22 protein-coding genes are annotated in these 23,633 nt (G+C 64.6%); 5 read left to right on the top strand and 17 right to left on the bottom strand.

Annotated features, from left to right (window positions below; translation table 11 throughout):
• Window positions 1-124 precede the first annotated feature (124 nt).
• Entirely contained in the window at window positions 125-2,785 is a 2,661-nt protein-coding gene (locus BMW75_RS04335; RefSeq protein WP_092577115.1) for a DNA topoisomerase III, read from the bottom strand.
• Between the two features lie 62 nt (window positions 2,786-2,847).
• On the opposite strand from BMW75_RS04335, the gene BMW75_RS04330 reads away from it, so the two are divergent.
• A complete protein-coding gene (locus BMW75_RS04330) occupies window positions 2,848-5,472 on the top strand; it encodes a GDYXXLXY domain-containing protein (RefSeq protein ID WP_092577112.1) in 2,625 nt (874 codons plus the stop codon).
• Window positions 5,473-5,547: 75 nt separating this feature from the next.
• On the opposite strand, the gene gluQRS is transcribed toward BMW75_RS04330, so the two are convergent.
• The 4 genes from gluQRS to BMW75_RS04310 form a co-directional block, all read right to left on the bottom strand.
• On the bottom strand, window positions 5,548-6,426 hold the full coding sequence (gene gluQRS / locus BMW75_RS04325; RefSeq protein ID WP_175493092.1) for a tRNA glutamyl-Q(34) synthetase GluQRS: 879 nt from the start codon (window positions 6,424-6,426) through the stop codon (window positions 5,548-5,550).
• Window positions 6,427-6,510: 84 nt separating this feature from the next.
• Entirely contained in the window at window positions 6,511-6,969 is a 459-nt protein-coding gene (locus BMW75_RS04320; RefSeq protein ID WP_076518142.1) for a Smg family protein, read from the bottom strand.
• A 246-nt stretch (window positions 6,970-7,215) separates the two neighbouring features.
• On the bottom strand, window positions 7,216-9,240 hold the full coding sequence (locus tag BMW75_RS04315; RefSeq protein ID WP_092577106.1) for a TRAP transporter permease: 2,025 nt from the start codon (window positions 9,238-9,240) through the stop codon (window positions 7,216-7,218).
• A gap of 304 nt (window positions 9,241-9,544) precedes the next feature.
• A complete protein-coding gene (locus tag BMW75_RS04310) occupies window positions 9,545-10,507 on the bottom strand; it encodes a TAXI family TRAP transporter solute-binding subunit (RefSeq protein WP_076518139.1) in 963 nt (320 codons plus the stop codon).
• Window positions 10,508-10,771: 264 nt separating this feature from the next.
• On the opposite strand from BMW75_RS04310, the gene BMW75_RS04305 reads away from it, so the two are divergent.
• Window positions 10,772-11,911 carry a DSD1 family PLP-dependent enzyme gene (locus BMW75_RS04305; RefSeq protein WP_092577104.1) on the top strand — a complete coding sequence of 380 codons (1,140 nt, stop codon included), beginning with the start codon at window positions 10,772-10,774 and terminating at the stop codon, window positions 11,909-11,911.
• Window positions 11,912-11,991: 80 nt separating this feature from the next.
• Here BMW75_RS04305 and BMW75_RS04300 read toward each other — a convergent pair whose 3' ends face one another.
• From BMW75_RS04300 to BMW75_RS04255, 10 genes are all read right to left on the bottom strand, one after another.
• The gene (locus BMW75_RS04300; RefSeq protein ID WP_076518136.1) at window positions 11,992-12,120 is read right to left on the bottom strand and encodes an entericidin A/B family lipoprotein; all 129 of its coding nucleotides are present in this window, start codon (window positions 12,118-12,120) and stop codon (window positions 11,992-11,994) included.
• Between the two features lie 58 nt (window positions 12,121-12,178).
• A complete protein-coding gene (locus BMW75_RS04295) occupies window positions 12,179-12,361 on the bottom strand; it encodes a CsbD family protein (protein ID WP_076518134.1) in 183 nt (60 codons plus the stop codon).
• Between the two features lie 146 nt (window positions 12,362-12,507).
• Window positions 12,508-13,239, bottom strand: coding sequence for an amino acid ABC transporter ATP-binding protein (locus tag BMW75_RS04290; protein ID WP_076518132.1), 732 nt, complete (start codon window positions 13,237-13,239; stop codon window positions 12,508-12,510).
• Window positions 13,220-13,876 carry an amino acid ABC transporter permease gene (locus tag BMW75_RS04285; protein WP_076518131.1) on the bottom strand — a complete coding sequence of 219 codons (657 nt, stop codon included), beginning with the start codon at window positions 13,874-13,876 and terminating at the stop codon, window positions 13,220-13,222. Before BMW75_RS04285 ends, BMW75_RS04290 begins: the two co-directional genes overlap by 20 nt.
• A complete protein-coding gene (locus BMW75_RS04280) occupies window positions 13,873-14,541 on the bottom strand; it encodes an amino acid ABC transporter permease (protein ID WP_092577102.1) in 669 nt (222 codons plus the stop codon). Before BMW75_RS04280 ends, BMW75_RS04285 begins: the two co-directional genes overlap by 4 nt.
• Before the next feature lie 16 nt (window positions 14,542-14,557).
• Window positions 14,558-15,340, bottom strand: a complete 783-nt coding sequence (locus tag BMW75_RS04275) for a transporter substrate-binding domain-containing protein (protein ID WP_076518128.1) — start codon at window positions 15,338-15,340, stop codon at window positions 14,558-14,560.
• A gap of 210 nt (window positions 15,341-15,550) precedes the next feature.
• Window positions 15,551-16,459, bottom strand: coding sequence for a LysR family transcriptional regulator (locus tag BMW75_RS04270; RefSeq protein WP_092577098.1), 909 nt, complete (start codon window positions 16,457-16,459; stop codon window positions 15,551-15,553).
• A gap of 136 nt (window positions 16,460-16,595) precedes the next feature.
• The gene (locus tag BMW75_RS04265) at window positions 16,596-16,859 is read right to left on the bottom strand and encodes a hypothetical protein (protein ID WP_092577095.1); all 264 of its coding nucleotides are present in this window, start codon (window positions 16,857-16,859) and stop codon (window positions 16,596-16,598) included.
• Window positions 16,860-16,884: 25 nt separating this feature from the next.
• Window positions 16,885-17,658 (bottom strand): SDR family oxidoreductase, encoded by a 774-nt coding sequence (locus BMW75_RS04260; protein ID WP_092577092.1) that lies wholly within the window; start codon window positions 17,656-17,658, stop codon window positions 16,885-16,887.
• A 216-nt stretch (window positions 17,659-17,874) separates the two neighbouring features.
• Complete coding sequence (locus BMW75_RS04255; RefSeq protein ID WP_092577090.1) at window positions 17,875-18,840, bottom strand: Bug family tripartite tricarboxylate transporter substrate binding protein; 966 nt, start codon at window positions 18,838-18,840, stop codon at window positions 17,875-17,877.
• 228 nt (window positions 18,841-19,068) lie between these two features.
• Here BMW75_RS04255 and BMW75_RS04250 point away from each other — a divergent pair, with 228 nt between their 5' ends.
• The 3 genes from BMW75_RS04250 (at window position 19,069) to BMW75_RS04240 (ending at window position 21,399) form a co-directional block, all read left to right on the top strand.
• Complete coding sequence (locus BMW75_RS04250) at window positions 19,069-20,262, top strand: acetylornithine transaminase (protein ID WP_092577087.1); 1,194 nt, start codon at window positions 19,069-19,071, stop codon at window positions 20,260-20,262.
• Between the two features lie 122 nt (window positions 20,263-20,384).
• Window positions 20,385-20,711 (top strand): hypothetical protein, encoded by a 327-nt coding sequence (locus BMW75_RS04245; protein ID WP_092577085.1) that lies wholly within the window; start codon window positions 20,385-20,387, stop codon window positions 20,709-20,711.
• Between the two features lie 49 nt (window positions 20,712-20,760).
• Window positions 20,761-21,399, top strand: a complete 639-nt coding sequence (locus BMW75_RS04240; protein ID WP_092577360.1) for a class I SAM-dependent methyltransferase — start codon at window positions 20,761-20,763, stop codon at window positions 21,397-21,399.
• A 372-nt stretch (window positions 21,400-21,771) separates the two neighbouring features.
• Here BMW75_RS04240 and BMW75_RS29025 read toward each other — a convergent pair whose 3' ends face one another.
• Together BMW75_RS29025 and BMW75_RS29020 are read right to left on the bottom strand one after the other, a co-directional pair.
• Window positions 21,772-22,533 carry a hypothetical protein gene (locus BMW75_RS29025; RefSeq protein WP_139208491.1) on the bottom strand — a complete coding sequence of 254 codons (762 nt, stop codon included), beginning with the start codon at window positions 22,531-22,533 and terminating at the stop codon, window positions 21,772-21,774.
• 2 nt (window positions 22,534-22,535) lie between these two features.
• Window positions 22,536-23,630: a hypothetical protein gene (locus tag BMW75_RS29020; RefSeq protein WP_139208490.1), complete on the bottom strand. Its 1,095-nt coding sequence runs from the start codon at window positions 23,628-23,630 to the stop codon at window positions 22,536-22,538.
• Window positions 23,631-23,633 lie beyond the last annotated feature (3 nt).

Genomic DNA, 23,633 nt, shown 5'->3' with positions numbered 1-23,633 from the left:
CTCGGATGTGTCTGGGATGCAGCTGTTTGGCGTCAACAATACCTTAGCGATTGCTGCCCAACAATGGAAAACGCCCGGTTTCCCGGGCGTTGAGCATGGCGGCGAACGGGCCGCGGCAATCAGGCTAGGCCGCGGTCTTCTTGGGCGCGGCCTTTTTCACGGCCTTCTTGGCGGCGGTTTTCGTCGCCGTTTTGGTTGCCGTCTTGGTTGCGGTTTTGGTGGCTGTCTTGGTGGCCGTCTTCTTCACGGCCGCCTTCTTGGCCGGCGCTTTCTTCGCGGCGGTCTTGGTCGCGGTCTTTGCCGCCGTCTTGGCCGGCGCGCGGCCGGGCTTTTCAGGACGGGGCTCGAATTCGAAACCGATCTTGCCGTCGGGCTGGCGCACCAGGAAGGCCTTGAACTTGCGGTTCGTGCGGCTGGAGACAAAGCCGTCGAGCAGGTCGGTGCGGCCGTCGGTCAACAGCTTTTCCATCTGCTCGCGCGAGATTTCCTGCTGCAGGATGACCTTGCCCGACCGGAAATCGCAGGTCTTTTCGGGACCGACCGATTTTTCGCAGACGTAGCTCATGCCGTGCTCGAACACGCGCGACTGGCACTTCGGGCAGGCGCCGACCGGCGTGTGGCCGGAGAAGTCCACGGCTTCGCTGTCGTCTTCGTCGTTCTGGCCGAAGTCGAATTCCAGCTTGTATTCGTCGCTGATGCGCAGGATGGCGGCGAACGGCCGGCCCATCTTGCTGATGAAGCCCTGCAGCGGACCGATCTCGCGCTTGGCCAGCAGTTCCTCGACTTCCGGCAGCTCGAACGTGCGGCCGCCCGGATGCTTGCCAATGGAGAAGTCGCAGGCCGTGCAGGCGAAGCGGCGGTAGTTTTCCTTGACCACCGCACCGCACTTGGGGCACGGCGTCTGCAGCGTGGCGTAGTCGCCCGGCACCGTGTCGCGCTCGTATTCCTTGGCGCGCTTGACGATGACCTGGGTCATTTGCGCGATCTCGCGCATGAAGGCCTCGCGGCCCAGGCCGCCCTGCTCGATCTGCTTGAGCTTGTGCTCCCATTCGCCGGTGAGTTCGGGCGAGGTCAGTTCGGCGACGTCCAGGCCCGACAGCAGCGTCATGAGCTGACGCGCCTTGGCGGTAGGCACCAGGTCGCGGCCTTCGCGACGCAGGTAGCTTTCGTTGAGCAGGCCTTCGATGATGGCCGCGCGCGTGGCCGGCGTGCCCAGCCCGCGCTCGGACATGGCTTCGCGCAGCTCTTCGTCGTCCACCAGCTTGCCGGCGCCTTCCATGGCCGACAGCAGCGTGCCTTCGTTGAAACGCGCGGGCGGCTTGGTCGACAGGCCGACGGCTTCGACTTCCTCGGTGCGCACGGTCTCGCCGTCTCCGACGGGCACGAGGTTGGCGTCCTCGCCCTGCGCTTCCTTGCCGTACACGGCGAGCCAGCCCGGGTTGACCAGCACCTTGCCGTCCGTGCGGAAGCGGTGTCCCTGCACTTCGGTCAGGCGCGTCGTGACGCGGTATTCGGCGGCCGGGAAGAACACGGCCAGGAAGCGCTTGAGCACCAGGTCGTAGAGCTTGGCCTCGGCTTCGCTCAGGTCGTGCGGGATCTGCAGCGTGGGGATGATGGCAAAGTGATCCGACACCTTCTTGTTGTCGAAGATGCGGCGGTTCGGCTTGACCCACTGCTGGCTGACGACGGTCTGCGCATGGCGCGACAGGCCGCCCACGGCGTTGGAGCCGCCCTGCGCCAGCGCGCGCATCGTTTCCTGCACCGTGGCGATGTAGTCCTCGGGCAGGTAGCGCGAATCGGTACGCGGATAGGTCAGCGCCTTGTGGCGTTCGTACAGGGTCTGCGCCAGCGCCAGCGTGGTCTTGGCCGAAAAGCCGAAGCGGCCGTTGGCCTCGCGCTGCAGCGACGTCAGGTCGTACAGGGCCGGCGACATCTGGCTCGACGGCTTGGATTCCTCAGTCACGCTGCCGGGCTGCTCGCGGCACGCGGCCACCACGCTTTGCGCGGCGGCGGCCGACCACAGGCGCGATTCGCGCTTTTCGGGGTCGCGTTCGTCTTTCTTGAATTGCGGATCAATCCAGCGGCCTTCATAGAGGCCCGCGGCGGCGACGAAGGTGGCGCGCACTTCCCAGTAGTCGCGCGGCACGAAGCGGCGGATGCGCTCTTCGCGCTCGGCCACGATGGCCAGCGTGGGCGTCTGCACCCGGCCGACCGGCGTCTTGAAGAAGCCGCCGTCCTTGCTGTTGAAGGCGGTCATGGCGCGCGTGCCGTTGATGCCCACCAGCCAGTCGGCTTCGGCGCGCGACCGCGCGGCCGCTTCCAGGGGCTTGAGCTGCGAATCGTCGCGCAGGTTGGCGAAGGCTTCGCGGATGGCGGCCTGCGTCATCGACTGGAGCCACAGGCGCTGGATGGGCTTTTTCACGCCCGCGTACTGGATGATGTAGCGGAAGATCAGTTCGCCTTCGCGCCCCGCGTCACAGGCGTTGATGATGGCGTCCACGTCCTTGCGCTTGGCCAGGCGGACCAGCAGCTTAAGGCGTTCGGCGGACTTCTTGTCGGTCGGGCCCAATTCGAATGCCGGCGGAATCACGGGCAGGTGCGTGAAGCTCCACTTCCCCTTGACCGGATCGTTGGGCGCGACCAAGCTGAGCAAATGGCCGATGCTGGAAGCGAGAACGTAACGTTCGCTTTCAAAATAGTCGCCCTCGCGCGCAAAGCCTCCCAAGGCGCGTGATATATCAAGGGCCACCGAGGGCTTCTCGGCAATAATCAGCGTTTTATTCATGTGTATCCAGTGGCGGTAGTCCCGCCGTATCAGCGCGGATAATAAGATCGGAGATTCGCCAGATGCAAGTCGGCACTGAAAGGCAAGCGGGATCCGAACTGCACGCTTGGCGTCATTTTCTGGCGCAAAGCACCTTGTGGCTGGGCGTTTTGCTGCTGGGCAGCGCAGCGGTTTGCTGGGTTGCCGCGAACTGGCAGGACATGACAAAAATGCAGCGTTTCGCCGGCGCGCAGGGCCTTCTGGCCGTTAGCGCACTGGCCGCGGCGTGGTCCGGATTGCGCCTGCGCGCCCGGCCCGGCGTGCGCCGCAGCATACCTGGTGCGCTGCTGGCGTTGGCCGGCATCCTGCTCGGCGCCCTGCTTGCGCTGCTAGGCCAAACTTACCAGACCGGGGCCGATACCTGGGAACTGTTCGCGTGGTGGGCAGTGTTGCTGCTGCCCTGGGCGCTTGCCGCGGGCAGCCAGTCCGTGTGGCTGCTGTGGGCCCTGGTGCTGAATCTGGCGGCGGCGCTGTGGCTGGGCGAACGGGTGTTCACCTGGCTGATGATCTTCGGCGGGCCGGGCCTGCCCAGCCTTTTCATGGCCGGCCTGAACATGCTGCTGCTGTTTGGCTGGGAAATGGCCGCGCGCCGCTGGCGCGCGAGCACGTTCTTCGGGCCGCGCATCCTGGCCGCAATCGCCATCGGCGTGCTGGTGCTGGCCCTGATGTTCGGCGACGCCATTGTCGACGGGCTCGGCACCTACAACGGCATCGCCTGGGTCGCCGCCACCCTGGGACTGGGCCTGTACTATCAGCGCGGCAGGCGCGACCTCGTCATCCTGGCCATGCTGGCCGCCGGCGTCATCTGTGTGTCGCTGCGGGTGGTGGGCGAATGGCTGTGGCGGCTGGAGCCGGGCGTGTGGGCCGCGCTGCCGCTTGCCGCGCTGCTCATGGCCGAGGCCGTCGTGGCCGCGCGCTGGCTGCGCGGCCTGAGCAACGAACCCGCGGCCGCCCTGCCCGCCGCCGATGCCGAGCCTTCGGCCGCCTCGGCGGGCAATGCGGTGGACCCCGCCGATTCCAGCGCGCCGGTGGCGCAGCTTGCGCCGGCCGCTGTGCCGCGCGCGGAACCGCCCTGGTACGTGCAGTGCCTGCTGGGCCTGAGCGCCTGGCTTGCCACCTGGCTGCTGCTGGTCTTCGTTGCGTTCTCCGGCCTGATCAACTCCGAAGGCGGCGCCCTGGTGGCCGGACTGGTGCTGTGCGCGGGGGGCGTGGCGGTGCTGCGCAGCGAGGCCGGTCCCTTCTGGCGGCAGTGCGGCACGGCCATGGCCTTTGCGGGGCAGATCCTCATCATCTTCGGCCTCTCCAGTTCCACGTCATTCGGCAGCGCCAGCTTCTTCGTGCTGCTGATGGCGGCCGCGGTCTATGCGCTGGGTCCCGATGTGATCCTGCGCTTCCTGAGCGGCCTGCTGATCGCCCTGGCCAGCGCGGCCCTCATCTGGCGCGGGCTGGCGCCCGATCTCATGCATGAGGACCTGACCGACGCCTGGATCCACTTCGAGGCGGCCGGGGCCACCTTTCTGTGGCTGCCCATCGGTGTGATCGGCGCCTGGGCCACGGCGGTCATCATCACCGTCAGCCACCGCGTGGGCGCCCGGCGCGGCCATGCGCTGCAGCCGCTGGCCTGGGCCTTTCTGCTGTCGGTGCAGGGCATGGTCTGGCTGGCAAGCGGCGTTGCCGTCACCGAGCTGCCGGCCATCTGGCACCTTGCCCCGCGCACCGCCATCCTGATCGTCGCGGGCGCGCTGCTGCCGATGGCCGCCGCGCTGGCCGTGCTGTGGCCGCGCCGTCATCTCCTGACCAAAGGCGTCACCTGGGGCGTTCCGATCGGCCTGTTGCTGCTGGCGCTGTTCTGGCTGCCCAGTCCCGGCGTGGGATTCGCGCTGGCGTGGCTGCTGCTGGGCTTTGGCCTGAACCAGTCGCGCGTCATGATCTTCGGCGCCGCCAGCCTGCTGGCCTACCTGGGCGTCTATTACTACCAATTGGAGCTGCCGCTGCTGCAGAAGGCGCTGTGGCTGGGCGGCGCGGCGCTTTTGCTCTTCGTGCTGCGCGTCGCGGTGTGGCTGGTGCCGCGCCTGATGCGCACGCAGCAGCCGGCCCATGCCCGTCAGATGCCGCCCGTGTCCCGCGCGCTGCGCTGGCGCACGGCGGGCATCCTGGGGGGGCTTGCCCTGGTGCTCCTGGCGGCCAACCTCGGCATCTGGCAGCGGGAAAAGCTGCTGTCGTCCGGCAAGGTCGTCATCCTGGAACTGGTCCCGGTGGATCCGCGCTCGCTCATGCAGGGCGACTACATGGCCCTCAATTTTGCGGCGGGGCGCGAGGTGACGCGGCTGCGGCTCGGGGGAAAACAGGAAGACCCGGACACCGTCATGGGCTATGAGCCGGACGGCTATGTGATGCTGACGCCCGACGCGCGCGGCGTGGCGCAGGCGGTGCGCATCCAGCCCGAGGTTCATCCGCACGCGGAGACCGAAGTGCCGCTGCGCTACCGGGTGCGCGACAACGGCGTGCGCATCGTCACCAACGCGTACTTCTTCCCCGAAGGCCAGGCCGCGCGCTATGAGGTCGCCCGCTACGGCGAGCTTCGCGTGGCCGACGATGGGGAAGCCTTGCTGGTGAGGATGCTGGGCGCTGACCTGCAGCCCCTGTAGACGGGGCCGGCGCGGCCCGTTCGCGACATCGCGCCGGTACGCGCGCCCTCACGGGACTCGGCGCGGTCCGGCCGTTCAGCCCGGAAATCTCGCGGCCCAGCGCGCCGTGGCCTCTCGCAGGAACGGCGCAACGCCCGCGGCCGGCAGCGGGGCAAAGCCCAAGGCCCGCCAGGCGTCCTGCAAGGCCGCCAGCGGCGCGCTGACGTCGATGGCCGGGGCGCCATTCTGCTTGGACAGCTTGAGGCCGCTGGCGGGGTCGAGGATCAGCGGCACATGCAGGTAGCGCAGGGCAGGCAGGCCCAGCAGACGCCCCAGCACGCGCTGGCGCGCGGTGGAGCTGAGCAGGTCCGCGCCGCGCACCACGTCCGTTACGCCCTGCGCGCCGTCGTCCACCACCACCGCCAGTTGATACGCCCACAATCCGTCCGCCCGCCGCAGCGCGAAGTCTCCGACCGCTTGCGCGACGTCCTGCTCCTGCGGGCCGAGCCAGCGGTCCTCGAAGCGTTCCACGCCGTCCGGCACCCGCAGCCGCCAGGCGCGGGCCTGCCGTCCTTGCGGCAGGCCGTGGCGGCAGGTGCCCGGATAGGGCCGCTCGCCGTCGGCGCCGGGCGCGGTCTGGCCGCGCAACGCCGAATCGGCGATTTCGCGGCGCGTGCAACCGCAGCCATAGATAAGCCCTTGCGCGGCCAGCGCGTCGAAAGCGGCCTGATAGGCGTCGCCCCGGCGCGACTGCCACATGATGTCGCCATCCCAGTCCAGGCCCAGCGCGTGCAGCTGGCCCATGATGACCTCTGCCGCGCCCGGCACCGTGCGCGGGGTATCCACGTCTTCGATCCGCAGCAGCCAGCGCCCGCTGCGGGCACGCGCGTCCAGCCAGCTTGCCAGCGCGGTCGCCAGCGAACCCGCGTGCAGCGGGCCGCTGGGGCTGGGAGCGAAGCGGCCGACGTAATTCAAGGGAATGGGTACAAGGCTAAGCCCGCGCGGCCAGGCGCGCGGGGAGGAAATGCGGAAAGCAACGCCCGGGCAGCCGGGGCGTGCTCAATGCAGCAGACGCCCGCCGTCTTCGTCGAGCAGCTCTTCCAGGACCAGATTGTCGATCTCGGCTTCCTGGCTCCAGAGAACCATGAGAGCGATGATCTTGATCTTGGAGAGCGGCACGGGCGTCTCCGGCGATGCCAGGCCCCGGTCGATGACGATTTCGCGCAGCGGCGCGGGCAGCACGCCAGCCGATTCCAGGAAGGCGATGAAGCCGATGGATTCGGTGCCGAGCTGCTGGTATTCGTTGTCGGTGTAGATCCGGGTGCCGGACGAGGGCGCTTGGGCCAGGTCGACGCACCGTTCGGTGGTCTCGGCAAGCCCGTACAGCCAACCGAGCGCGTCGTCGATGTCTTCGTGCTCGAATCCGGCGGCAGCAAGCCGCTTGGCGAGCACATCGGCAGCAGGACAGGCCTGGGGCGTGTAGTAATTCTCGAACAGATAGACCAGGATATCGAACATATGGCGCAGTTTGTGCCTGTTTGCACAGTCGGCCCGCATATCGGCAGACCAGCAAACATGAATTTTACTTTACGCCGATTTAATTTGCCGGGCAACCGGGCAAAAGGCGGAATGTTGTAGGACGTCACCTTGCCACAAAGCGGGCGCATTTTCCCGCCAAATGCTGACAAAATAGTCAATTCAGCAGACAGGGGCGGCACCGCAAGGGTCCGCCCCTTTTTTATCCCGCAGCGTGTAGCCGCGACCTCAGGCCGACTTCGGGGCGTTCTCCAGTTTGTGTTCCGCCAGTTGCCGGATGAACACCGGAATGCAGATCGCCAGACCGATCAGGCCGCTGAACAGTCCCGGCACAATCGACAGGAGCGCGCCCACGGTGCACAGCCACCGCTCCCAGCTTTTCATGGTCACCAGCATGTAGCGCGAGAAGGCCGCCGACAGCAGCACCAGACCGATCATGCAGCCAAACAGGGTCACGAAGAAGTCGTACCACGTGAAGCCCTGCACCGAAATCAGCAGCGACGGCGAGAACACGAAGACGAACGGCACGATCAGCTTGGTGATGCCCAGCCTGAATGCCGTGTTGCCGGTCTTGAAGGGATCGCTGCCCGCCATGCCCGCCGCCGCGTAGGCCGCCAGCGCCACCGGGGGCGTGATGTCCGCGAGGATGCCGAAATAGAACACGAAGAAGTGCGCGGCGATGGGCTGCACCCCCAGTTGCACCAGCGTGGGCGCGGCAACGGCCACCATGATGAGGTAGTTGGCGGTGGTGGGAATGCCGCAACCCATCAGGATGCACACCAGGCCCGTCATGACGAGGGCGGCGATCAGCGTCAGCGTCTGCACGTTGGCCAGCGCGTCGGGAATCACCATGGCCGCGCCGCCGGCGATCGCCTGGGCCGCGGAAATCACGATGAAGGAAATCTTGAATCCCACGCCGGTCAGGGTCACCACGCCGATCACGATGCCGACCGTGCCGGCGGCCGCGCCCACGGCCAGGGCGTACTTCGCGCCCGTTTCGAAGGCTTCGTACAGGTCGCGCAGGCGCAGGCGCTGCGACGGGTTCAAGAGGCCCACCACGATGCAGCCCGTGATGCCGGCGAACGCGGCCAGATACGGCGTGCGTCCGCTGGCCAGCACGCCGATCAGCAGGACAAGCGGGATCAGCGTCGGCCAGCGCATCTTGAAAGACTGCTTGAGCTTGGGCATTTCCTCGGGGGTCAGGCCGCGCAGGCCTTCACGCTTGGCCTCGAAATGCACCTGCATGAACATGCCGAAGAAATACAGGAACGCCGGGAAGATGCCCGCGATCGCGATCTGCTGGTAGGGGATGCCCAGGAACTCGATCATCAGGAAGGCTGCCGCGCCCATGATCGGGGGCGTGATCTGGCCGCCGGTGCTGCTGGCGGCTTCGACGCCCGCGGCGAAGTGCCGCGGATAACCGATGCGGATCATGGCGGGGATGGTCAGCGAGCCGACCGTGACGGCATTGGCCACCGACGAACCGGACAACATGCCGAACATGGCCGAGCCGAACACCGACACCTTGGCGGGACCGCCGGCGTAGCGTCCCGCGATCGTGGAGGCCACATCCAGGAACAGCTGCCCCAGGCCGATGCGCGTCGCAAGCACCCCGAACAGCACGAAATGGAACACGTAGGTCGCCACCACGCCCACCGCCACCCCGTACACGCCCTGGCTCGTCAGGTACATGTGGTTGACGATCTGGGACCAGGTGTTGCCCGCATGCTGCAGCAGCCCGGGGAAGTACGGACCGAACATGGCATAGGCCATGAAGACCAGCGCGATGATGGGCAGCGGCCATCCCATGGCGCGGCGCGTGGCCTCCAGCAGGCCGATCAGCAGGATCGATCCCATGAAGACGTCGATAGGCAGCGGGTTGCCCACGCGAAACGCCAGGTCTTCGAAGATGTACGGGATGTACATCACCGAGAGCGCCAGCGCGATGGCGATGATCCAGTCGTACAGCGGAATTCCGCCCGGCGCGTACCAGGTCGACTTGGGCTCTCGCTGGTAGTGCGATTTGGAAAAGCCGAACACCAGGAAGATCAGGCTCAGCACGAAAGCCAGGTGCACGCCGCGGTGCGTGGCTTCACGCAGCAGGCCGAATCCGGCGGTGTAGTAATGAAAGATCGAAAGCGTGACCAGCAGGCCCGACACGATCCAGGTGGCGGTCTTGTCCAGCGGCCGGAAGCGGATCTCCGAGTCGTACTTCTCCGCCAGTTGCTGGGTTTTTTCGTGGTCGATTTGCATCGCGGTGATTCTCAAGATGACTCAACAAGCAGGGCCGCGCATCGGCGGCCCTGCTCAAAGGCGGCGCAAAAGCCAACGTCGCGGACATAACGAACTATGACGATCCAACTGGCGCGTCAAGACAGTCAATAAAAAGGAACCAGGCTTCCCAAAGCGGGGCCGCGCGGAGCCGGCTTTGCCGGTCCGCTGCGGCGCCCCTTGAGGGGAAGCGCCGTAGGCGCTAGGGGTGGGTTCCATACGGCGGCTCCGCCGGTCCGCCACCGGCGCCCCCCGGGGGGAAGCGCCGCAGGCGCTCGGGGGGGGCTTACTTCATCAGGCCGATTTCCTTGTAGAACTTCTCGGCGCCCGGGTGGAACGGGATGCCTGCGCCCTTGATGGCGTTTTCGCGCGTGATCAGCTTGCCCTTGGCGTGGCCGTTGTCCAGCGTCTTGCGCGTGGCGTCGCTGTACAGCGCCTTGGTCACGTCATACACGACCTGTTCCGGCAGCTTGGCCGACGTGACCATCTGCGCGTTGACCGAGATGGTCTTCACTTCGCCGACGTTCTGGTAGGTGTTGGCGGCGATGGTGTCGGGCGTGAAGAACTCCTGCTTGGCGCGCAGGGCGTCGATCTCCGGGCCGACCAGCGGCACGATCTCGATGCCGGCGCCGCTGGACGCCAGTTCCGCGATGGCGCCGGCGGGGGCGCCGCCCACGAAGAAGAACGCGTCCAGGCCGCCGTCCTTGAGCTTGTCGCCAGCCTGGTTGGGCTTGAGGTATTCAGCCTTGATGTCCTTGTCGGTCATGCCATAGGCGCCCAGGATCAGGCGCACGTCGACCAGCGTGCCGGAGCCCGGCTCGTCCATGGACACGCGCTTGCCCTTCAGGTCGGCCACGCTCTTGATGCCCGCGCCCTTGCGCGTCACCAGGTGGATGCTTTCCGGATACAGGGTGGCGATCAGGCGCAGGTCCTGGGCCTTGGGCTTGCCTTCGAAGGTGCCCGTGCCGCTATAGGCCCAGTACGCCACGTCCGATTGCGTGAAGCCCGCTTCGAACGAGCCGCCCAGGATGCCGTTGATGTTGGCCACCGAGCCGTTGGAGGCGACAGCGGTCGCCACGAGCTTGCCGGGCTGCGACACGGCGTTGGCGATGATGCCGCCGATGGGGTAGTACGTGCCGGCGGTGCCGCCCGTGCCGATGCGGAAGAACTGCTGGGCCTGCGCGGCGCCGGTGGCGCCCACGGCGGCGACCGCGACGGTCAGGGCGGTGATCCATTGCTTGAGTTTCATGCGTGCTTCTCCGGAATTTGTTGACAGTTCAATCAGGTGACGAGGTTCGTCTTGTCATCGCCGGCGCACCTGGCTGGCGCGCCGGAAATGGGCCTCCCCTTGGGGGCCGTTTTCATGATGAAATTCTGTCATGTAGCCCACTGGTAGCCAATGGTTACGGGGCTATCGTTTACCTGGGGGTGCATCGCCCGTTTGGTTATGGGTGGTCCCGCTTTGGTTATGCGTGCGTTACATCTCAAGCAGTCAGACTACGGAGTCATCAGGATGTCCCAGGAAGTCATACGCGGCATTGCGCTGCCCCCACCCGCGCAGCCGGGCGATCCGCTGGACCGCGTCGACACGCCCAGCCTGGTGCTGGACCTGGCCCCGTTCGAGGCCAACCTGCGCGCCATGCAGGCCTGGGCCGACCGCCACGACGTGGCGCTGCGGCCGCATGCCAAGGCGCACAAGTGCCCGGAAATCGCGCTGCGCCAGCTTGCGCTGGGCGCGCGCGGCATCTGCTGCCAGAAGGTCAGCGAAGCCCTGCCCTTCGTCGCGGCGGGCGTGCGCGACATCCACATCAGCAATGAAGTCGTCGGCGCGGCCAAGCTGGCGCTGCTGGGGCAGCTTGCGCGCGTGGCCAAGATCAGCGTGTGCGTGGACAACGCGCAGAACCTGGCGCAGGTGTCGCAGGCGGTGACTCAGGCGGGCGCCCAGGTCGATGTGCTGGTCGAGGTGGACGTCGGCCAGGGCCGTTGCGGGGTGTCGGACGACGCCCTCGTGCTGGCGCTGGCGCAGCAGGCGCGCGACCTGCCGGGCGTGAACTTCGCGGGCCTGCAGGCCTATCACGGCTCGGTCCAGCACCTGCGCACGCGCGAAGAGCGCGCCCAGGTGTGCCGCCAGGCGGCCCGCATCGCGGCGTCCTACGCGCAACTGCTGCGTGAAAGCGGCATCGCGTGCGACACGATCACCGGCGGCGGCACCGGCAGCGTGGAGTTCGATGCGGCCAGCGGCGTCTACACCGAATTGCAGGCGGGCTCCTATGCCTTCATGGACGGCGACTACGGCGCCAACGAATGGGACGGCCCGCTTGCGTTCCAGAACAGCCTGTTCGTGCTGTCCACGGTCATGAGCGTGCCCGCGCCGGACCGGGTGATCCTGGATGCCGGCCTGAAGTCGACCACGGCGGAATGCGGGCCGCCCGCCATCTTTGGCGAGCCGGGCCTGACCTACACCGCCATCAACGACGAGCACGGCGTCGTGCGGGTCGAGCCGGGGGCGCAGGCGCCCGCGCTGGGGGCCGTGCTGCGCCTGGTGCCCTCGCACGTCGATCCGACCTTCAACCTGCATGACGGGCTGGTGGTCGTGCGCGACGGCGTGGTCGAGGACATCTGGGAGATCGCGGCGCGCGGCTTTTCGCGCTGAGGAGCCGCGTCCCCTTTTTTACAGACGAGAAAAAGCCGGCGCGAATGCATCGCGCCGGCCTCGTGTGCAGCTGGCCGCGCCTACTTGGCCTGCTCCTGGATCTTCTCCCCGCCTCGTTCGATGTCTTTGCCGGCACCTTCCATCGTGTTGCAGCCGGCCGTCACGGCGGTGATCGCCAGCATCAGTGCAAGCCAAATTCGGTGGGTCATGTTCTTCTCCTTCGGGCGTTCATTGGACAGTGCGGTTCATGCCGACTGGCAGCCGCAATTACTTGTCCAGCAAGTCCCGTGCCTGATCCTTGGCCTCGCCCACATTCCGCTGCACCTTGCCCTCGGCTTTTTCCACTTTGCCCTCGGCCTCGGTGCGGGTGCTGCCCGTCACTTTACCCGCCGTTTCCTTGATCGCGCCCTTGACTTCCTTGGCGGCGCCCTTGATGCGGTCCTTGTCCATGTCATCGCTCCTCAGGTCTCAGGTGGGGTGAACCCGCGCCGGGGAAACCCGAAGTCCGGCGGCGGACAACCTGAATATAGAAACCGCGCCGCACCCGCGATAGAGCCATGCGCACCAGGACATGTGGTGCATTTTTACCTGCCGGCTTAAAGATTCGTCATTCCGAGGAATTGGCGCAATTCGGGCGTGGCGGGCGCGGTAAAGAGCGTTTCCGGGGGACCGATCTCATGGACCCGTCCCTGGTGCATGAACACCACCCGGTCGCAGACCTCGCGCGCAAACCGCATTTCGTGCGTCACCATCAGCAGTGTCATCCCGTCGGCCGCCAGCTCGCGCACCACCGCCAGCACCTCGTTGACCAGCTCCGGGTCCAGCGCCGACGTGATTTCATCGCACAGCAGCGCCAGCGGCTGCATCGCCAGCGCGCGGGCGATCGCCACCCGCTGCTGCTGCCCGCCGGACAGCTCGTCCGGCCAGGCGTCGAACTTGTGGTCCAGCCCCACCCGGGTCAGCATGGCGCGGGCCATGTCCGCGGCCTCGCGCTCGGGCATGCGCTTGGCCACCATGGGCGACAGCATGACGTTGCGCCCCACGGTCAGGTGCGGAAACAGATTGAACTGCTGGAAGATCATTCCCACCTTCAGCCGCAGCGCGCGCAGCCGCAGTTCGTCATTGCCCAGTTGCGCATCGGCCACCATGATCGCCCCGCCGTCGATCTGCTCCAGCCCGTTGATGCATCGCAACAGCGTGCTCTTGCCCGACCCGCTCTTGCCGATGATGGCGATGACCTCGCCGGGATCGACGCGCAGGGTCACCCCTTTCAGGACTTCGTTGTCGCCGAATTTCTTGCGGACGTCTTCAAGGGCGATGAGGGGCATGCAACTTCCTTTCCAGCCGGAGGCTAAGGCGCGACAGGGGCCAGCACAGCGCGAAGTAGATCAGCGCCGCGCAGGCATAGACGGTGAAGGGACTGAAGGTGGCGTTGGTGATCACCGTGGCCGCCTTCGACAGTTCGGTGAAGCCGATGATGGAGGTGAGCGCGGTGCTCTTGACGATCTGCACCGCAAAGCCCACGGTCGGTGCGACGGCGATGCGCAGCGCCTGCGGCAGCACCACGTAGCGCATCTGCTGGACGTAGCCCAGCGCCAGGCTCGCCGACGCCTCCCACTGCCCCTTGGGCACGGCTTCCACGCAGCCGCGCCAGATCTCCGCCAGGAAAGCGCCCGACCACAACGTCAGCGCCGCGCCCGCGGCCAGCCACGGCGGCACCTCCACACCAATCAGCGACAGCCCGAAAAAAGCCAGGAACAGCTGCATGAGCAGCGGCGTGCCCTGGAAGAGTTCGATATAGGCCCAGCTTGCGCGGCGCATCAGCGCCACGCGCGATGTACGCATCATCAGGGCCAGCAATCCCATCAGCGCCCCGCCCGCAAAGGCCGCCAGCGACAGCACGATGGTCCAGCGCGCCGCCAGCAGCAGATTGCGCACGATGTCCCAGGTAGAGAACTCGATCATCTTGCCGCCCTGCGGAAAAGGCGCCGGCCGGTCATGCGCAGCAACTGGCGCAACAGCACCGCCAGCGCCAGATAGATCCCGGTGGTCACGAAATAGACTTCGAACGCGCGGAAGTTGCGCGACTGGATGAAGTTCGCGGCAAACGTCAGGTCCTCCGCCGCGATCTGCGAGCACACCGCCGACCCCAGCATCACGATGACGATCTGCGAGGACAGCGCGGGCCAGATGCGCATCAGCGCCGGCTTGAGCACGATGTGCCGGAACACCTGCAGGCGCGACAGCGCAAGGCTGGCGCCGGCCTCGTACTGCCCGCGCGGCGTGGCGTCGATCCCGGCGCGGATGATCTCGGCGCTGTAGGCGCCCAGGTTCAGCGCCATCGCCAGGCACGCGGCCTGCATTTCCCCGAGCTGGATGCCCAGCGACGGCAGGCCGAAGAACACGAAGAAAAGCTGGATCAGGAACGGCGTGTTCCGGATCAGCTCGATATAGGCGGTGACCGGCGCGCGCAGCCACACGGGGCCTTGCGTGCGCACCCACGCGCAGGCGATGCCGAGCGCCACGCCCGCCACCGCGCCGAACGCGATCAGTTCGATCGTCACGCCGATGCCTTTCAGCAGCACCGGGGTGTACTCGAACACCGAGGAAAAGTCGTACTGGTAAGCCATGACGGCCGCGCCCAGCCTACAGGTCCTTGGGCAGCGCCGCGCCCAGCCACTTCTGCGAGATCGTCGACAGCGAGCCATCGCGCTTGGCGGCGGCCAGGATGTCGTTCACGCGGGCGCGCAGCTTGGGCTCGTCCTTGTTCAGGCCGATGTAGCACGGCGAATTCTTGATCAGGAACTTCGTCTCCGGCTTCTTGGGCGGATTGCGCGCCAGGATGGCGGCGGCGACCACGTTACCGGTGGCGATCAGCGGCACCTGGCCCGACAGGAAGGCGGTGATGGTGCCGTTGTTGTCCTCATACCGCTTGAGCGTGGCGGACTCGGGCGCGATCTTGGTCAGCTCGATGTCTTCCACCGCGCCGCGCGTCACGCCAATAGTCTTGCCCGCCAGGTCGGCGGCCGACGCCACCTTCAGGTCGGCCGGACCGAACACGCCATTGAAGAACGGCGCGTAGGCGTCCGAGAAGTCGATGGCCTTCTCGCGCTCGGCATTCTTGCCCAGGCTGGAGATCACCAGGTCCACCTTCTTGGTCTGCAGATAGGGGATCCGGTTGGCGCTGGTGACCGGCACCAGTTCCAGCTTCACGCCCAGCTGCTTGGCGATGAGCTGCGCGGTATCGATGTCATAGCCCAGGGGCTTCATGTCGGCGCCCACCGATCCGAACGGCGGGAAGTCCTGCGGCACGGCGATCTTGATCACGCCCGCCTTGACGATATCGTCCAGCGCGTCGGCGTGCGACAGGGGCGCGGCCAGGATGCTGGCGGCGGCGCAAAGGGACAGCAACAGGGTTCTGCGTTTCATGAGGAACTCTCCAGGGCCCGCAATGCCCGGGTGGGCACTGCGTTGCACACCAAGTCGGTATACAAAGAGAGTCAATGCAAGTTCCATGCCATGTTCAAACGTGGGGAGGCGGCGCCGGGAGGGCCCTTCAATGCCCACTTTTGGTGCAGCCGATGCGCCGGGGACGGGCGCCTTCGCACCGGTTTGGACCGGCTCTGCCGTCCGCGCTGCTCAGACGTCCACGTAAGCCGCCATCAAGCCTTCGAACCACTCCTGAAACGCGGTCAGACGCCGCGACCGCTGGCGGCGATGGGGATACAGCAACGACACCGGCATGGACGCCGCGCGCGCCGTGGGCATGACCTCGACCAGTTCGCCCGCATCCAGCAGATGCTGCACGTCGAAGCGCGGAATCTGGATCAGGCCCAGCCCGGCGAGGCAGCACGCGATATAGCTTTCGGCATTGTTCACGATCACCCGGCTGCGTACCGGGTCCTCGCGCACGCCGCCGTCGGGCAACCGGGTTTCCCAGGGCAGCTCGCGCCCGGTCTTGGGCGACGCATAGCCCACCGCCCAGTGGCCATTGAGCAGGTCTTCCGGCCGCTGCGGTTCGCCATGTTCGCGCAGGTACCCCGGACTGGCGCAATTGATCAGCGAAATGCTGCCCAACGGCCGCACCACCAGGCTGCTGTCGTGCAAGGCGCCGATACGCACCGCGCAATCCACGCCTTCCTGCACCAGATCGATGGCCCGGTCGGTGGCGCTGAGAACCACCTGCAGGCGCGGATGGCGGCGCAGCAGCCCGGGCAACTGCGGCGCGATCAGCCGCCGCGCCACGCGGCTGGGCACGTCGATGGTCAGCCGGCCGGATGCCTGGCGCTCGCTGGCCTGGAACAATTGATCGATGTCTTCAACGTCGGCCAGCAGCGGCAGCACCCGCTCCAGCAGTTGTTCGCCATCGGCCGTCAGCCGCACCTGCCGAGTCGTCCGATGCAGCAGCCGCACGCCCAGCTGGGATTCCAGTTGCTGGATCGCGGCGGACACCGAGGCGCGAGGCGCGTCCAGCGCGTGGGCCGCCTTGATGAAACTGCCCATCGCGGCAACCTGCGCGAACACGCGGTACTGATCGAATCGGTCCATGGGCGGCCTGTGCAAATGCAAAAGGAAAGCGTGCGCCATCCCGTTGCCCGGGCGCGCACGCAAGGCATCAAAAGCATAGCCGCATTCACATCGGCCCGAAGCGGCCGACGCCCTCGGCCCACCCCATCGGCCCTTGTCAGCCGTTGCGCCAGATCGCCAATGCGGCCAGCGCCGCCGGCACCAGGAACACGATCACCAGGATCGGCAATTCCTCGCGCACGCTATAGCCGGCGTGCGTGACGCCCACCCACATATTGATAAGCGCCACCACCAGCCATACGGGGATGAACGCCTTCGCGGCCAGGGCCAGCGCCGGCGCATCGCTGCCCCACAGCTTGCCGAAGAGCAGGAACACGCCCAGCAGCACCACGCCGCCTCCGATGACCATCGCCACATGCATGCCGTTCTCCTTCGTCCTATGCCGCCTACTTGGTCGTATAGCCGCCGTTGATGAGGATAGTCTGCCCCGTGATCCACCAGCCGTCGCTCACCAGATGCCGGATGAACGGCACCACGTCCTCGATATCCGTCAGCCCCGTCTTGCTGAACGGCGACAGCGCCGCCGCGGTCTTGTGATACGCCACGGCGTCATCGCCCTCGGCCGGGTAGAAGAACGGCGTATCCATCGGACCCGGCCCCACCGCCGTCACCGAAATCCCCCGCGCCCCGAACTCCTTGGCCGCCGCGCGCGTGTAATGCTCCACGGGCGCCTTGGTGCCCGCATACGCCGCATAGAACGGCGTAAACGCGCCCAGTAGCGACGTCACCAGCGTGCACACCTTGCCGTTGTCATTCACGTGCCGGCCCGCCTCGCGCAGAAAGAAAAACGCCGTCTTGGAATTTACCGCCGTCATCTCGTCGTATTCGTCTTCGCTGATCTCGGTGAAGGGCTTCTTCAGCACCTTGCCCACCGTATTGATCGCGATATCCGGCCGGCCCACGGCGGCCACCGCGTCGGCAAAAAGCTTCTCCACCGCCGCGGCCGTCGTCAGATCGCCCTGCAGCGCCACGGCCTTCGCGCCCGCCGCCTGGACCGCCGCCACCGTCGCATCGGCCTCGGCCTTGGACGCCGCGCTGTTGTAGTGGATCGCCACCGCGCGGGCGCCCTGCTCGGCCAGGTCGCGCGCAATCAGCCCGCCCAGGTTCTTCGCCCCGCCCGCAATGATCGCGACCTTGCCCTTGATCGTATGGTCCGCCATGGAAATCTCCTTCATGTGTTTCACGTGTCGATGGAGATTCGAGCTTAGGCAAGCGTGGCGGGGCGATAAACCGGCTAGGGCTGGATGGATCATCCAGAAAAACCGCCCAATCGCGGAGTGGGGCCCGGCCAAGCCGCCCGCCCCTAAGTAACCACCAACAAAAAAGCCGCCCCATTTACAGGGACGGCTTGCAGCGACCGCAGTCGCCTGACGCGCTCAATCCACCTGCGCGCCCGACTGCTTGACCGCCTTGCCCCACTTATCCACTTCCAAGGCAATAAACTTCCCCGTCGCCTCGGGCGTCAGCGGCATCGGTTCCGCACCACGATCCCGGAAGAACTTCTGCATCTCCGGCGTATTCAACACCTGCCCGATCTGCTTGCTAAGCGCGTTGGTGATCTCCGCAGGCGTGTCCTTGGGCGCCAGCACCGCCGCCCAGCCAATCGCCTCAAAACCCGGATAACCCGACTCCGCCACCGTCGGCACGTTGGGCAACTGCGGCAGCCGCTTGGCCGTCGTCACCGCCAGCGCCACCGCCTTCTTGCTCTGCACATGCGGCAGGCCCGCCGTCACCGAATCCACCATCAGCGGCACCTGGTGCCCCAGAAAATCCGCCTGCGCCGGGCCACTGCCCTTGTACGGAATATGGCGAATGTCGATATCCGCCGCCGCCTTGAACATCTCGGCCGACAGATGCTGCGTGCCGCCGATGCCCGCGCTGGCATAAGCCAGTTCGCCCGGATTGGCACGGGCCTGCTTCACCAGTTCCTGCAGCGACGTAATGCCCGACGCCGGCGTCGCCAGGAACATCAGCGGCACCGAGAACACGCCCGACACAGGCGCGAAATCCTTCGTCAGGCTGTAATTGATGTTCTTGTACAGCGTCTGATTCACCGCCGCAGCGCTGCCCGCGATCACCAGCGTGTAGCCATCGGGCGCCGCGCGCGATGCCTGCTCCATGCCGATATTGCTGCCCGCGCCCGCGCGGTTCTCCACCACAATAGGCTGCTTGACCGCCGCGCCCAGCTTCTCGGCCAGCGCGCGGGCGAAGATGTCGGTCGCCTGCCCGGGCGGGAACGGCACGATCAGGCGAATGGGACGGTCGGGAAACTCCGCGTGGGCAGGGGCCATGGCGGCGGCCAACGCCAGGCCAGCGGCAAGACTGGAAAGAATACGTTTCATGATTGGTCAGTAAAAAGCGACGGCGAACTGCGCGCGAGGGGCGCATCGCCTGCATAAAATAGAGCGCCCGCGCTGGCAGCCCTTGTGAGGCCGGCCCGGGGCAGATCGATGGGGTAGCGTCACGATAGCATCCCCCCGTCGGTGCTACATTTGCCTTTTCGCGCTTCCCCCGGGGAAGTTCCCCGAAATTTCCCTCATCCCCTGTCCTTACATCCCGCAGGAACCGCCATGGAATTCAGCCAGTTCAACGTCGACACCCTCATGGAGATCACCTCCCGCCCGGACCTCGTGTTCGTCAGCGGCAAGGGATCCTGGCTGGAGGATCACGCGGGCAAGCGATACCTGGACTTCGTGCAGGGCTGGGCGGTGAACACCCTGGGCCACTCCGCGCCCGAGATGCAGCGCGCCCTGGTCGAACAGTCGCAAAAGCTGATGAACCCGTCGCCGGCGTTCTACAACATCCCCTCGATCGAGCTGGCCCAGCGCCTGACCGGCGCGTCGGATTTCGACCGCGTCTTCTTCGCCAACAGCGGCGGCGAAGCCAACGAAGGCGCCATCAAGCTCGCGCGCAAATGGGGCCAGGTCAAGAAGAACGGCGCCTACAAGATCATCACCATGAACCACGGCTTCCACGGCCGCACCCTGGCCACCATGTCCGCGTCGGGCAAGCCGGGCTGGGACAAGATGTTCGCCCCGCAGGTCGAAGGCTTTCCCAAGGCCGAACTGAACGACCTGGAATCCGTGCGCAAGCTGATCGACGACAAGACCGTCGCCATCATGCTCGAACCCGTCCAAGGCGAAGGCGGCGTGCTGCCCGCCACCAAGGAATTCATGCAAGGCCTGCGCAAGCTGGCCGATGAAAACCAACTGCTGCTGATCGTCGACGAAGTCCAAACCGGCATGGGCCGCACGGGCAAGATGTTCGCCTACCAGCATTCCGACGTCATCCCCGACATCATGACCCTGGCCAAGGGCATCGGCGGCGGCGTGCCGCTGGCGGCGCTGTTGGCCCGCCAGGACGTCTGCGTGTTCCAGCACGGCGACCAAGGCGGTACCTACAACGGCAACCCGCTGACCACGGCCGTTGGCGTCGCGGTGTTCGACGCGCTGGTGGCGCCGGGCTTCATGGACTCGGTCAATGCCCGCGCCAAGCAACTCTCCGAAGGCCTGCTGGCCCTGTCCGCCAAGTACGGCATGAAGGGCGAACGCGGCATGGGCCTGCTGCGCGCGCTGGTGATGGATCGTGATGATGGTCCGGCGATTGTCGAGGCTGCACGCAATCAGGCGCCGGAAGGTTTGCTGCTGAATGCCCCGCGTCCGAATCTGCTGCGCTTCATGCCCGCGCTGAATGTGACGGCTGAGGAAGTGGATTCGATGCTGAAGCAACTGGATGCGCTGATTGCGCAGGTGCGTAAGGCTTGATGAGGGTTAGAAGGTAGTGAATGCAGGGGCCGCGATTATGCGGCCTTTGTTTTTTTGGGTTGATTGGTTCGCGGTTGGGATTCGGTATGCGGCCGCGGGTTGGGACACGTTAAGGGAATCGAATGGACGCGAAGGAATTTGTCGGCAACTGGAATGCGCTGCGGGGTGAGCTGTTGGAGACGTTTATGGCGGCGGATGGCGGGAGTGCGGTCGCGGCCAAGGTGCGGGGGTTGGGGTTGTCGACGTCGCAGCTTGATGGCGTGCGGGGCGTTTTGGATCTGGCGCTGCGGGACACGATGTATGCGTTGCTGCTGGGGTTGGATGGGGCGGCGAGTATTGGAGATAGTCAGGAGCAGTTCACCATCGCGGGTGAGGATGGGGTGGTGATTGAGGATATTGAGTCGGAGGCTTGGGAGTGCTTCCATGGGGATGCGGGCGTTTGCGGTTGATGCGCTCGCCAAGGGGCTGGGTTTTGGTCGCCGTTACGGGAGTTTGAAGATGTCCAAGTCGCCTGCTGATGATGTGGTGTCGATCTATCGGGATCATGCCGACGCCTTTGTGCGGCTGCGGGGAACTGGGCTGATCGAGCGTGCGTGGTTGGATGCGTTTCTGGCGCTGCTACCGGGAGAGCGTCCGCGGGTGTTGGATATTGGGTGTGGGTTTGGGGTGCCGATTGCTCAGTATCTGATTGAGCGTGGCTGCCGGGTTACGGGTGTGGATACGTCGGTGCCGTTATTGAATCGGGCGAAGGCGGCGTTTCCTGGGCATCAGTGGGTTGCTGGGGATATGCGCAAGATGCCGGTTGCGGGGCCGTTTGATGGGTTGATCGCTTGGCATAGCTTTTTTCATTTGTCGCCAGAGGATCAGCGGGGGATGTTTGGGGAGTTTGGGCGGTTGGCTGCGCCGGGGGCGGTGTTGATGTTTACGAGTGGGATGGGGTTTGGTGAAGCGATTGGGGAGTTTGAAGGGCGGCCGCTGTATCACGGGAGTTTGGAGGGGGATGAGTATCGGGAGTTGTTGGGGGGGAATGAGTTTGAGGTGGTGCGGCATGTGGTGGAGGATGCCGGGTGTGGAGGGGCGACGGTGTGGTTGGCGAGGCAGGGTAGTGAAAAGGCGGGGGTTCGCAAGGAGCGGTGAGGCGAGATTGCAAACCACTGTTCGCGGGAGTGTCCGGATTTTTGTGTGCAGGCCTATGATGGTTTTCAAGGAGACCGACCATGGCACGCAACCCGAAGTTCGTGAACTAGGTTGGCAAGCCGGCGCTGCCGCCGGCCCGCGAGTATTTACTCGAGGATCTTGTCACCCGGCCAACGACGGCTGAGTCTGTCCAAGGCACGTTCTTGCTGTTGAGGTGACCCAATCAAGTTGCTCGCACATGACTTGTTCGAGGAACTGAGAACGACTGCCCACTCGTCCCCTTCGCAGGTCGTTAATTAACTGGAAACAACATTGATGTCGCGGGCGCTCAATGCCTACAGAATTAGCAAGAAAGACTGAATAGTCATTTTTTTACATGCAGCTTTCTTGGTACCAGTGCGAAGCGCAAAAGGGGCCAGTCTTTTCTGGATTCCATCTGTTTTCAAGATTTCGAGATTGGCTGCTGGACCTAGCCGGATTGCTCGCATGCATTACTTTTCTTAAAAGATTGCGGAATCCCGTTCGCACTTCCTTTCCGGAATGGCTATCGCAAAAGTAATCTGCTACTACCATCGCCAGAACCGACATATAGTCCATCTGAGGTGTAGGAATACGAATATCTCGACTGGGTGTCTCTAAAGAACGATCCATCGTCACTTGGTCGGGGCGCAATCTACTGAGTTCGCAGACGATTTTGCGAATATCGTCCTCGCCAATCCTCTTGTTTTTGCCAAATTGGACGTGAAACATGGGATGAAATGGGGTTTGAAAAATTTTTCCCTCGATGTCGAAATGCATTGCATCTAACAGCGTCAGAGACCATCCCCCATTATCAGCTGGAGCGGTTTCGTAAATTTCGACGTTTGCGCCGGCCTTATCCAGGACATTATTGGAAAATGAAAAATGTCCGCTCATCACTATCGTTCGTTTAATTCGAGAGCCAGTGGAGGAGCCGCGCATTGGAGCATTCCAAACTACTGCCGGCTCTGCAAATGAAATTTGAATTTCATCCTCGCCTGTTTTTTCCGAAATTAAGGGTGGCCAGTGAGCTTTGGAAGACTTTTTCTCAATAACGATGCGAGCAGCTTTGTGAACGTCATCTAGGTGACGCGAGAAGCTAGCGAAGTCAGTCATTACTAAATTCCTGCTAGAGGACCGAGTTCATCCAAGACTTCCTCTTTAATCTTGGCTTCACTCGCGCCTGAAGGTACCCAATCAGGGCTTGGGGCCGCCTGATCCGCTGTTATTGCTTCGCCAGACAGCATGCAAATGTAAGCTTGGACAGCCTCATTTCTGCGGTCGATTCGATCAAGAGTCACGCCACTAAGGCCCGGATGCATAGCAATGTCTCCCCCTACAGAGTCCGCCAGCTCAGAAAGTTTGCTACGCCAATAGTAAGACTCGACACCGTCAAAGGGACCCACATACCGTGCATGCTCTATCAAACTCGCGAAAGCGGGGTTGCTATCAAACATCAATGGAGACACGTTCAAATATGCCGCAGCCGCCGGTCGGCTCAGAATTGGCCCCGGAAACATTAAAATATAGTTAAATAGCCAGTATCCCAATTGAGTAGCGTAGCGTTTGACTTTGGAGATTTCGTACTCCATGGAATCGGGCTCAGGCGCTGCAAAATAGACCAAGTTTTGGGCTGCATATCCAAGAAACTCGTAGGCGAGATTATCATCTCCCAAGACTGCAGCAAGTACATCGGTCGGACTGTGCTGTTTCTCCACCAATTCTGGCCTGCCAGCAAGTACGGCCTCTATCCTTCCGAATGCTGCGCTAATGGCCTTCAGCCGCGGCACGAGCTCCTCGCCCCTATCACCGCTGACCAATGATCTGGGTATCCAGATCGCAGATGCTCCATCGCGAATTGAGCGCTGAAGCTGGGGGAGCATAGATAGCGCACTATCGCGGCCACCCTTCTGATAACGACACACCGGCATGCCCAGATCGCGTAACGCAGATTTGTAACTGGAGTGCGTTTGCAGTTCTCGCTGCCTGGATAGGTCCGTATCGAGAAGAACAACATCAATTCCGCGTTCACGAATAGCGATCTTTAAAAACTTCGCGAGCTGCTCTTCAACCGAGACCCCCTTTTCGGCCGTGATGTTCTCCGTCAGTCCGACCTCAGCAGGAGACAGGAAAGTCAAGCCACTATTGGACGCCAGGTCCTTATATCTCTCGATCGTGTCGGATTGATCTTCAATTATTAATACGTTACACACAGT

It is taken from the genome of Achromobacter sp. NFACC18-2 (genome assembly GCF_900108985.1).
Lineage (GTDB): Bacteria > Pseudomonadota > Gammaproteobacteria > Burkholderiales > Burkholderiaceae_B > Achromobacter.
Note: the sequence above shows the minus strand (reverse complement) of the source record. Positions and strands in the feature narration are given on the sequence as shown.

What these genes read in the sequence shown, in the direction of transcription:
- BMW75_RS04335 (WP_092577115.1), bottom strand. Translation starts at nt 2,785, where the DNA reads ATGAATAAAACGCTGATTATTGCCGAGAAGCCCTCGGTGGCCCTTGAT.
- BMW75_RS04330 (WP_092577112.1), top strand. Translation starts at nt 2,848, where the DNA reads ATGCAAGTCGGCACTGAAAGGCAAGCGGGATCCGAACTGCACGCTTGG.
- BMW75_RS04320 (WP_076518142.1), bottom strand. Translation starts at nt 6,969, where the DNA reads ATGTTCGATATCCTGGTCTATCTGTTCGAGAATTACTACACGCCCCAG.
- BMW75_RS04315 (WP_092577106.1), bottom strand. Translation starts at nt 9,240, where the DNA reads ATGCAAATCGACCACGAAAAAACCCAGCAACTGGCGGAGAAGTACGAC.
- BMW75_RS04310 (WP_076518139.1), bottom strand. Translation starts at nt 10,507, where the DNA reads ATGAAACTCAAGCAATGGATCACCGCCCTGACCGTCGCGGTCGCCGCC.
- BMW75_RS04305 (WP_092577104.1), top strand. Translation starts at nt 10,772, where the DNA reads ATGTCCCAGGAAGTCATACGCGGCATTGCGCTGCCCCCACCCGCGCAG.
- BMW75_RS04300 (WP_076518136.1), bottom strand. Translation starts at nt 12,120, where the DNA reads ATGACCCACCGAATTTGGCTTGCACTGATGCTGGCGATCACCGCCGTG.
- BMW75_RS04295 (WP_076518134.1), bottom strand. Translation starts at nt 12,361, where the DNA reads ATGGACAAGGACCGCATCAAGGGCGCCGCCAAGGAAGTCAAGGGCGCG.
- BMW75_RS04290 (WP_076518132.1), bottom strand. Translation starts at nt 13,239, where the DNA reads ATGCCCCTCATCGCCCTTGAAGACGTCCGCAAGAAATTCGGCGACAAC.
- BMW75_RS04285 (WP_076518131.1), bottom strand. Translation starts at nt 13,876, where the DNA reads ATGATCGAGTTCTCTACCTGGGACATCGTGCGCAATCTGCTGCTGGCG.
- BMW75_RS04280 (WP_092577102.1), bottom strand. Translation starts at nt 14,541, where the DNA reads ATGGCTTACCAGTACGACTTTTCCTCGGTGTTCGAGTACACCCCGGTG.
- BMW75_RS04275 (WP_076518128.1), bottom strand. Translation starts at nt 15,340, where the DNA reads ATGAAACGCAGAACCCTGTTGCTGTCCCTTTGCGCCGCCGCCAGCATC.
- BMW75_RS04270 (WP_092577098.1), bottom strand. Translation starts at nt 16,459, where the DNA reads ATGGACCGATTCGATCAGTACCGCGTGTTCGCGCAGGTTGCCGCGATG.
- BMW75_RS04265 (WP_092577095.1), bottom strand. Translation starts at nt 16,859, where the DNA reads ATGCATGTGGCGATGGTCATCGGAGGCGGCGTGGTGCTGCTGGGCGTG.
- BMW75_RS04260 (WP_092577092.1), bottom strand. Translation starts at nt 17,658, where the DNA reads ATGGCGGACCATACGATCAAGGGCAAGGTCGCGATCATTGCGGGCGGG.
- BMW75_RS04255 (WP_092577090.1), bottom strand. Translation starts at nt 18,840, where the DNA reads ATGAAACGTATTCTTTCCAGTCTTGCCGCTGGCCTGGCGTTGGCCGCC.
- BMW75_RS04250 (WP_092577087.1), top strand. Translation starts at nt 19,069, where the DNA reads ATGGAATTCAGCCAGTTCAACGTCGACACCCTCATGGAGATCACCTCC.
- BMW75_RS04245 (WP_092577085.1), top strand. Translation starts at nt 20,385, where the DNA reads ATGGACGCGAAGGAATTTGTCGGCAACTGGAATGCGCTGCGGGGTGAG.
- BMW75_RS04240 (WP_092577360.1), top strand. Translation starts at nt 20,761, where the DNA reads ATGTCCAAGTCGCCTGCTGATGATGTGGTGTCGATCTATCGGGATCAT.
- BMW75_RS29025 (WP_139208491.1), bottom strand. Translation starts at nt 22,533, where the DNA reads ATGACTGACTTCGCTAGCTTCTCGCGTCACCTAGATGACGTTCACAAA.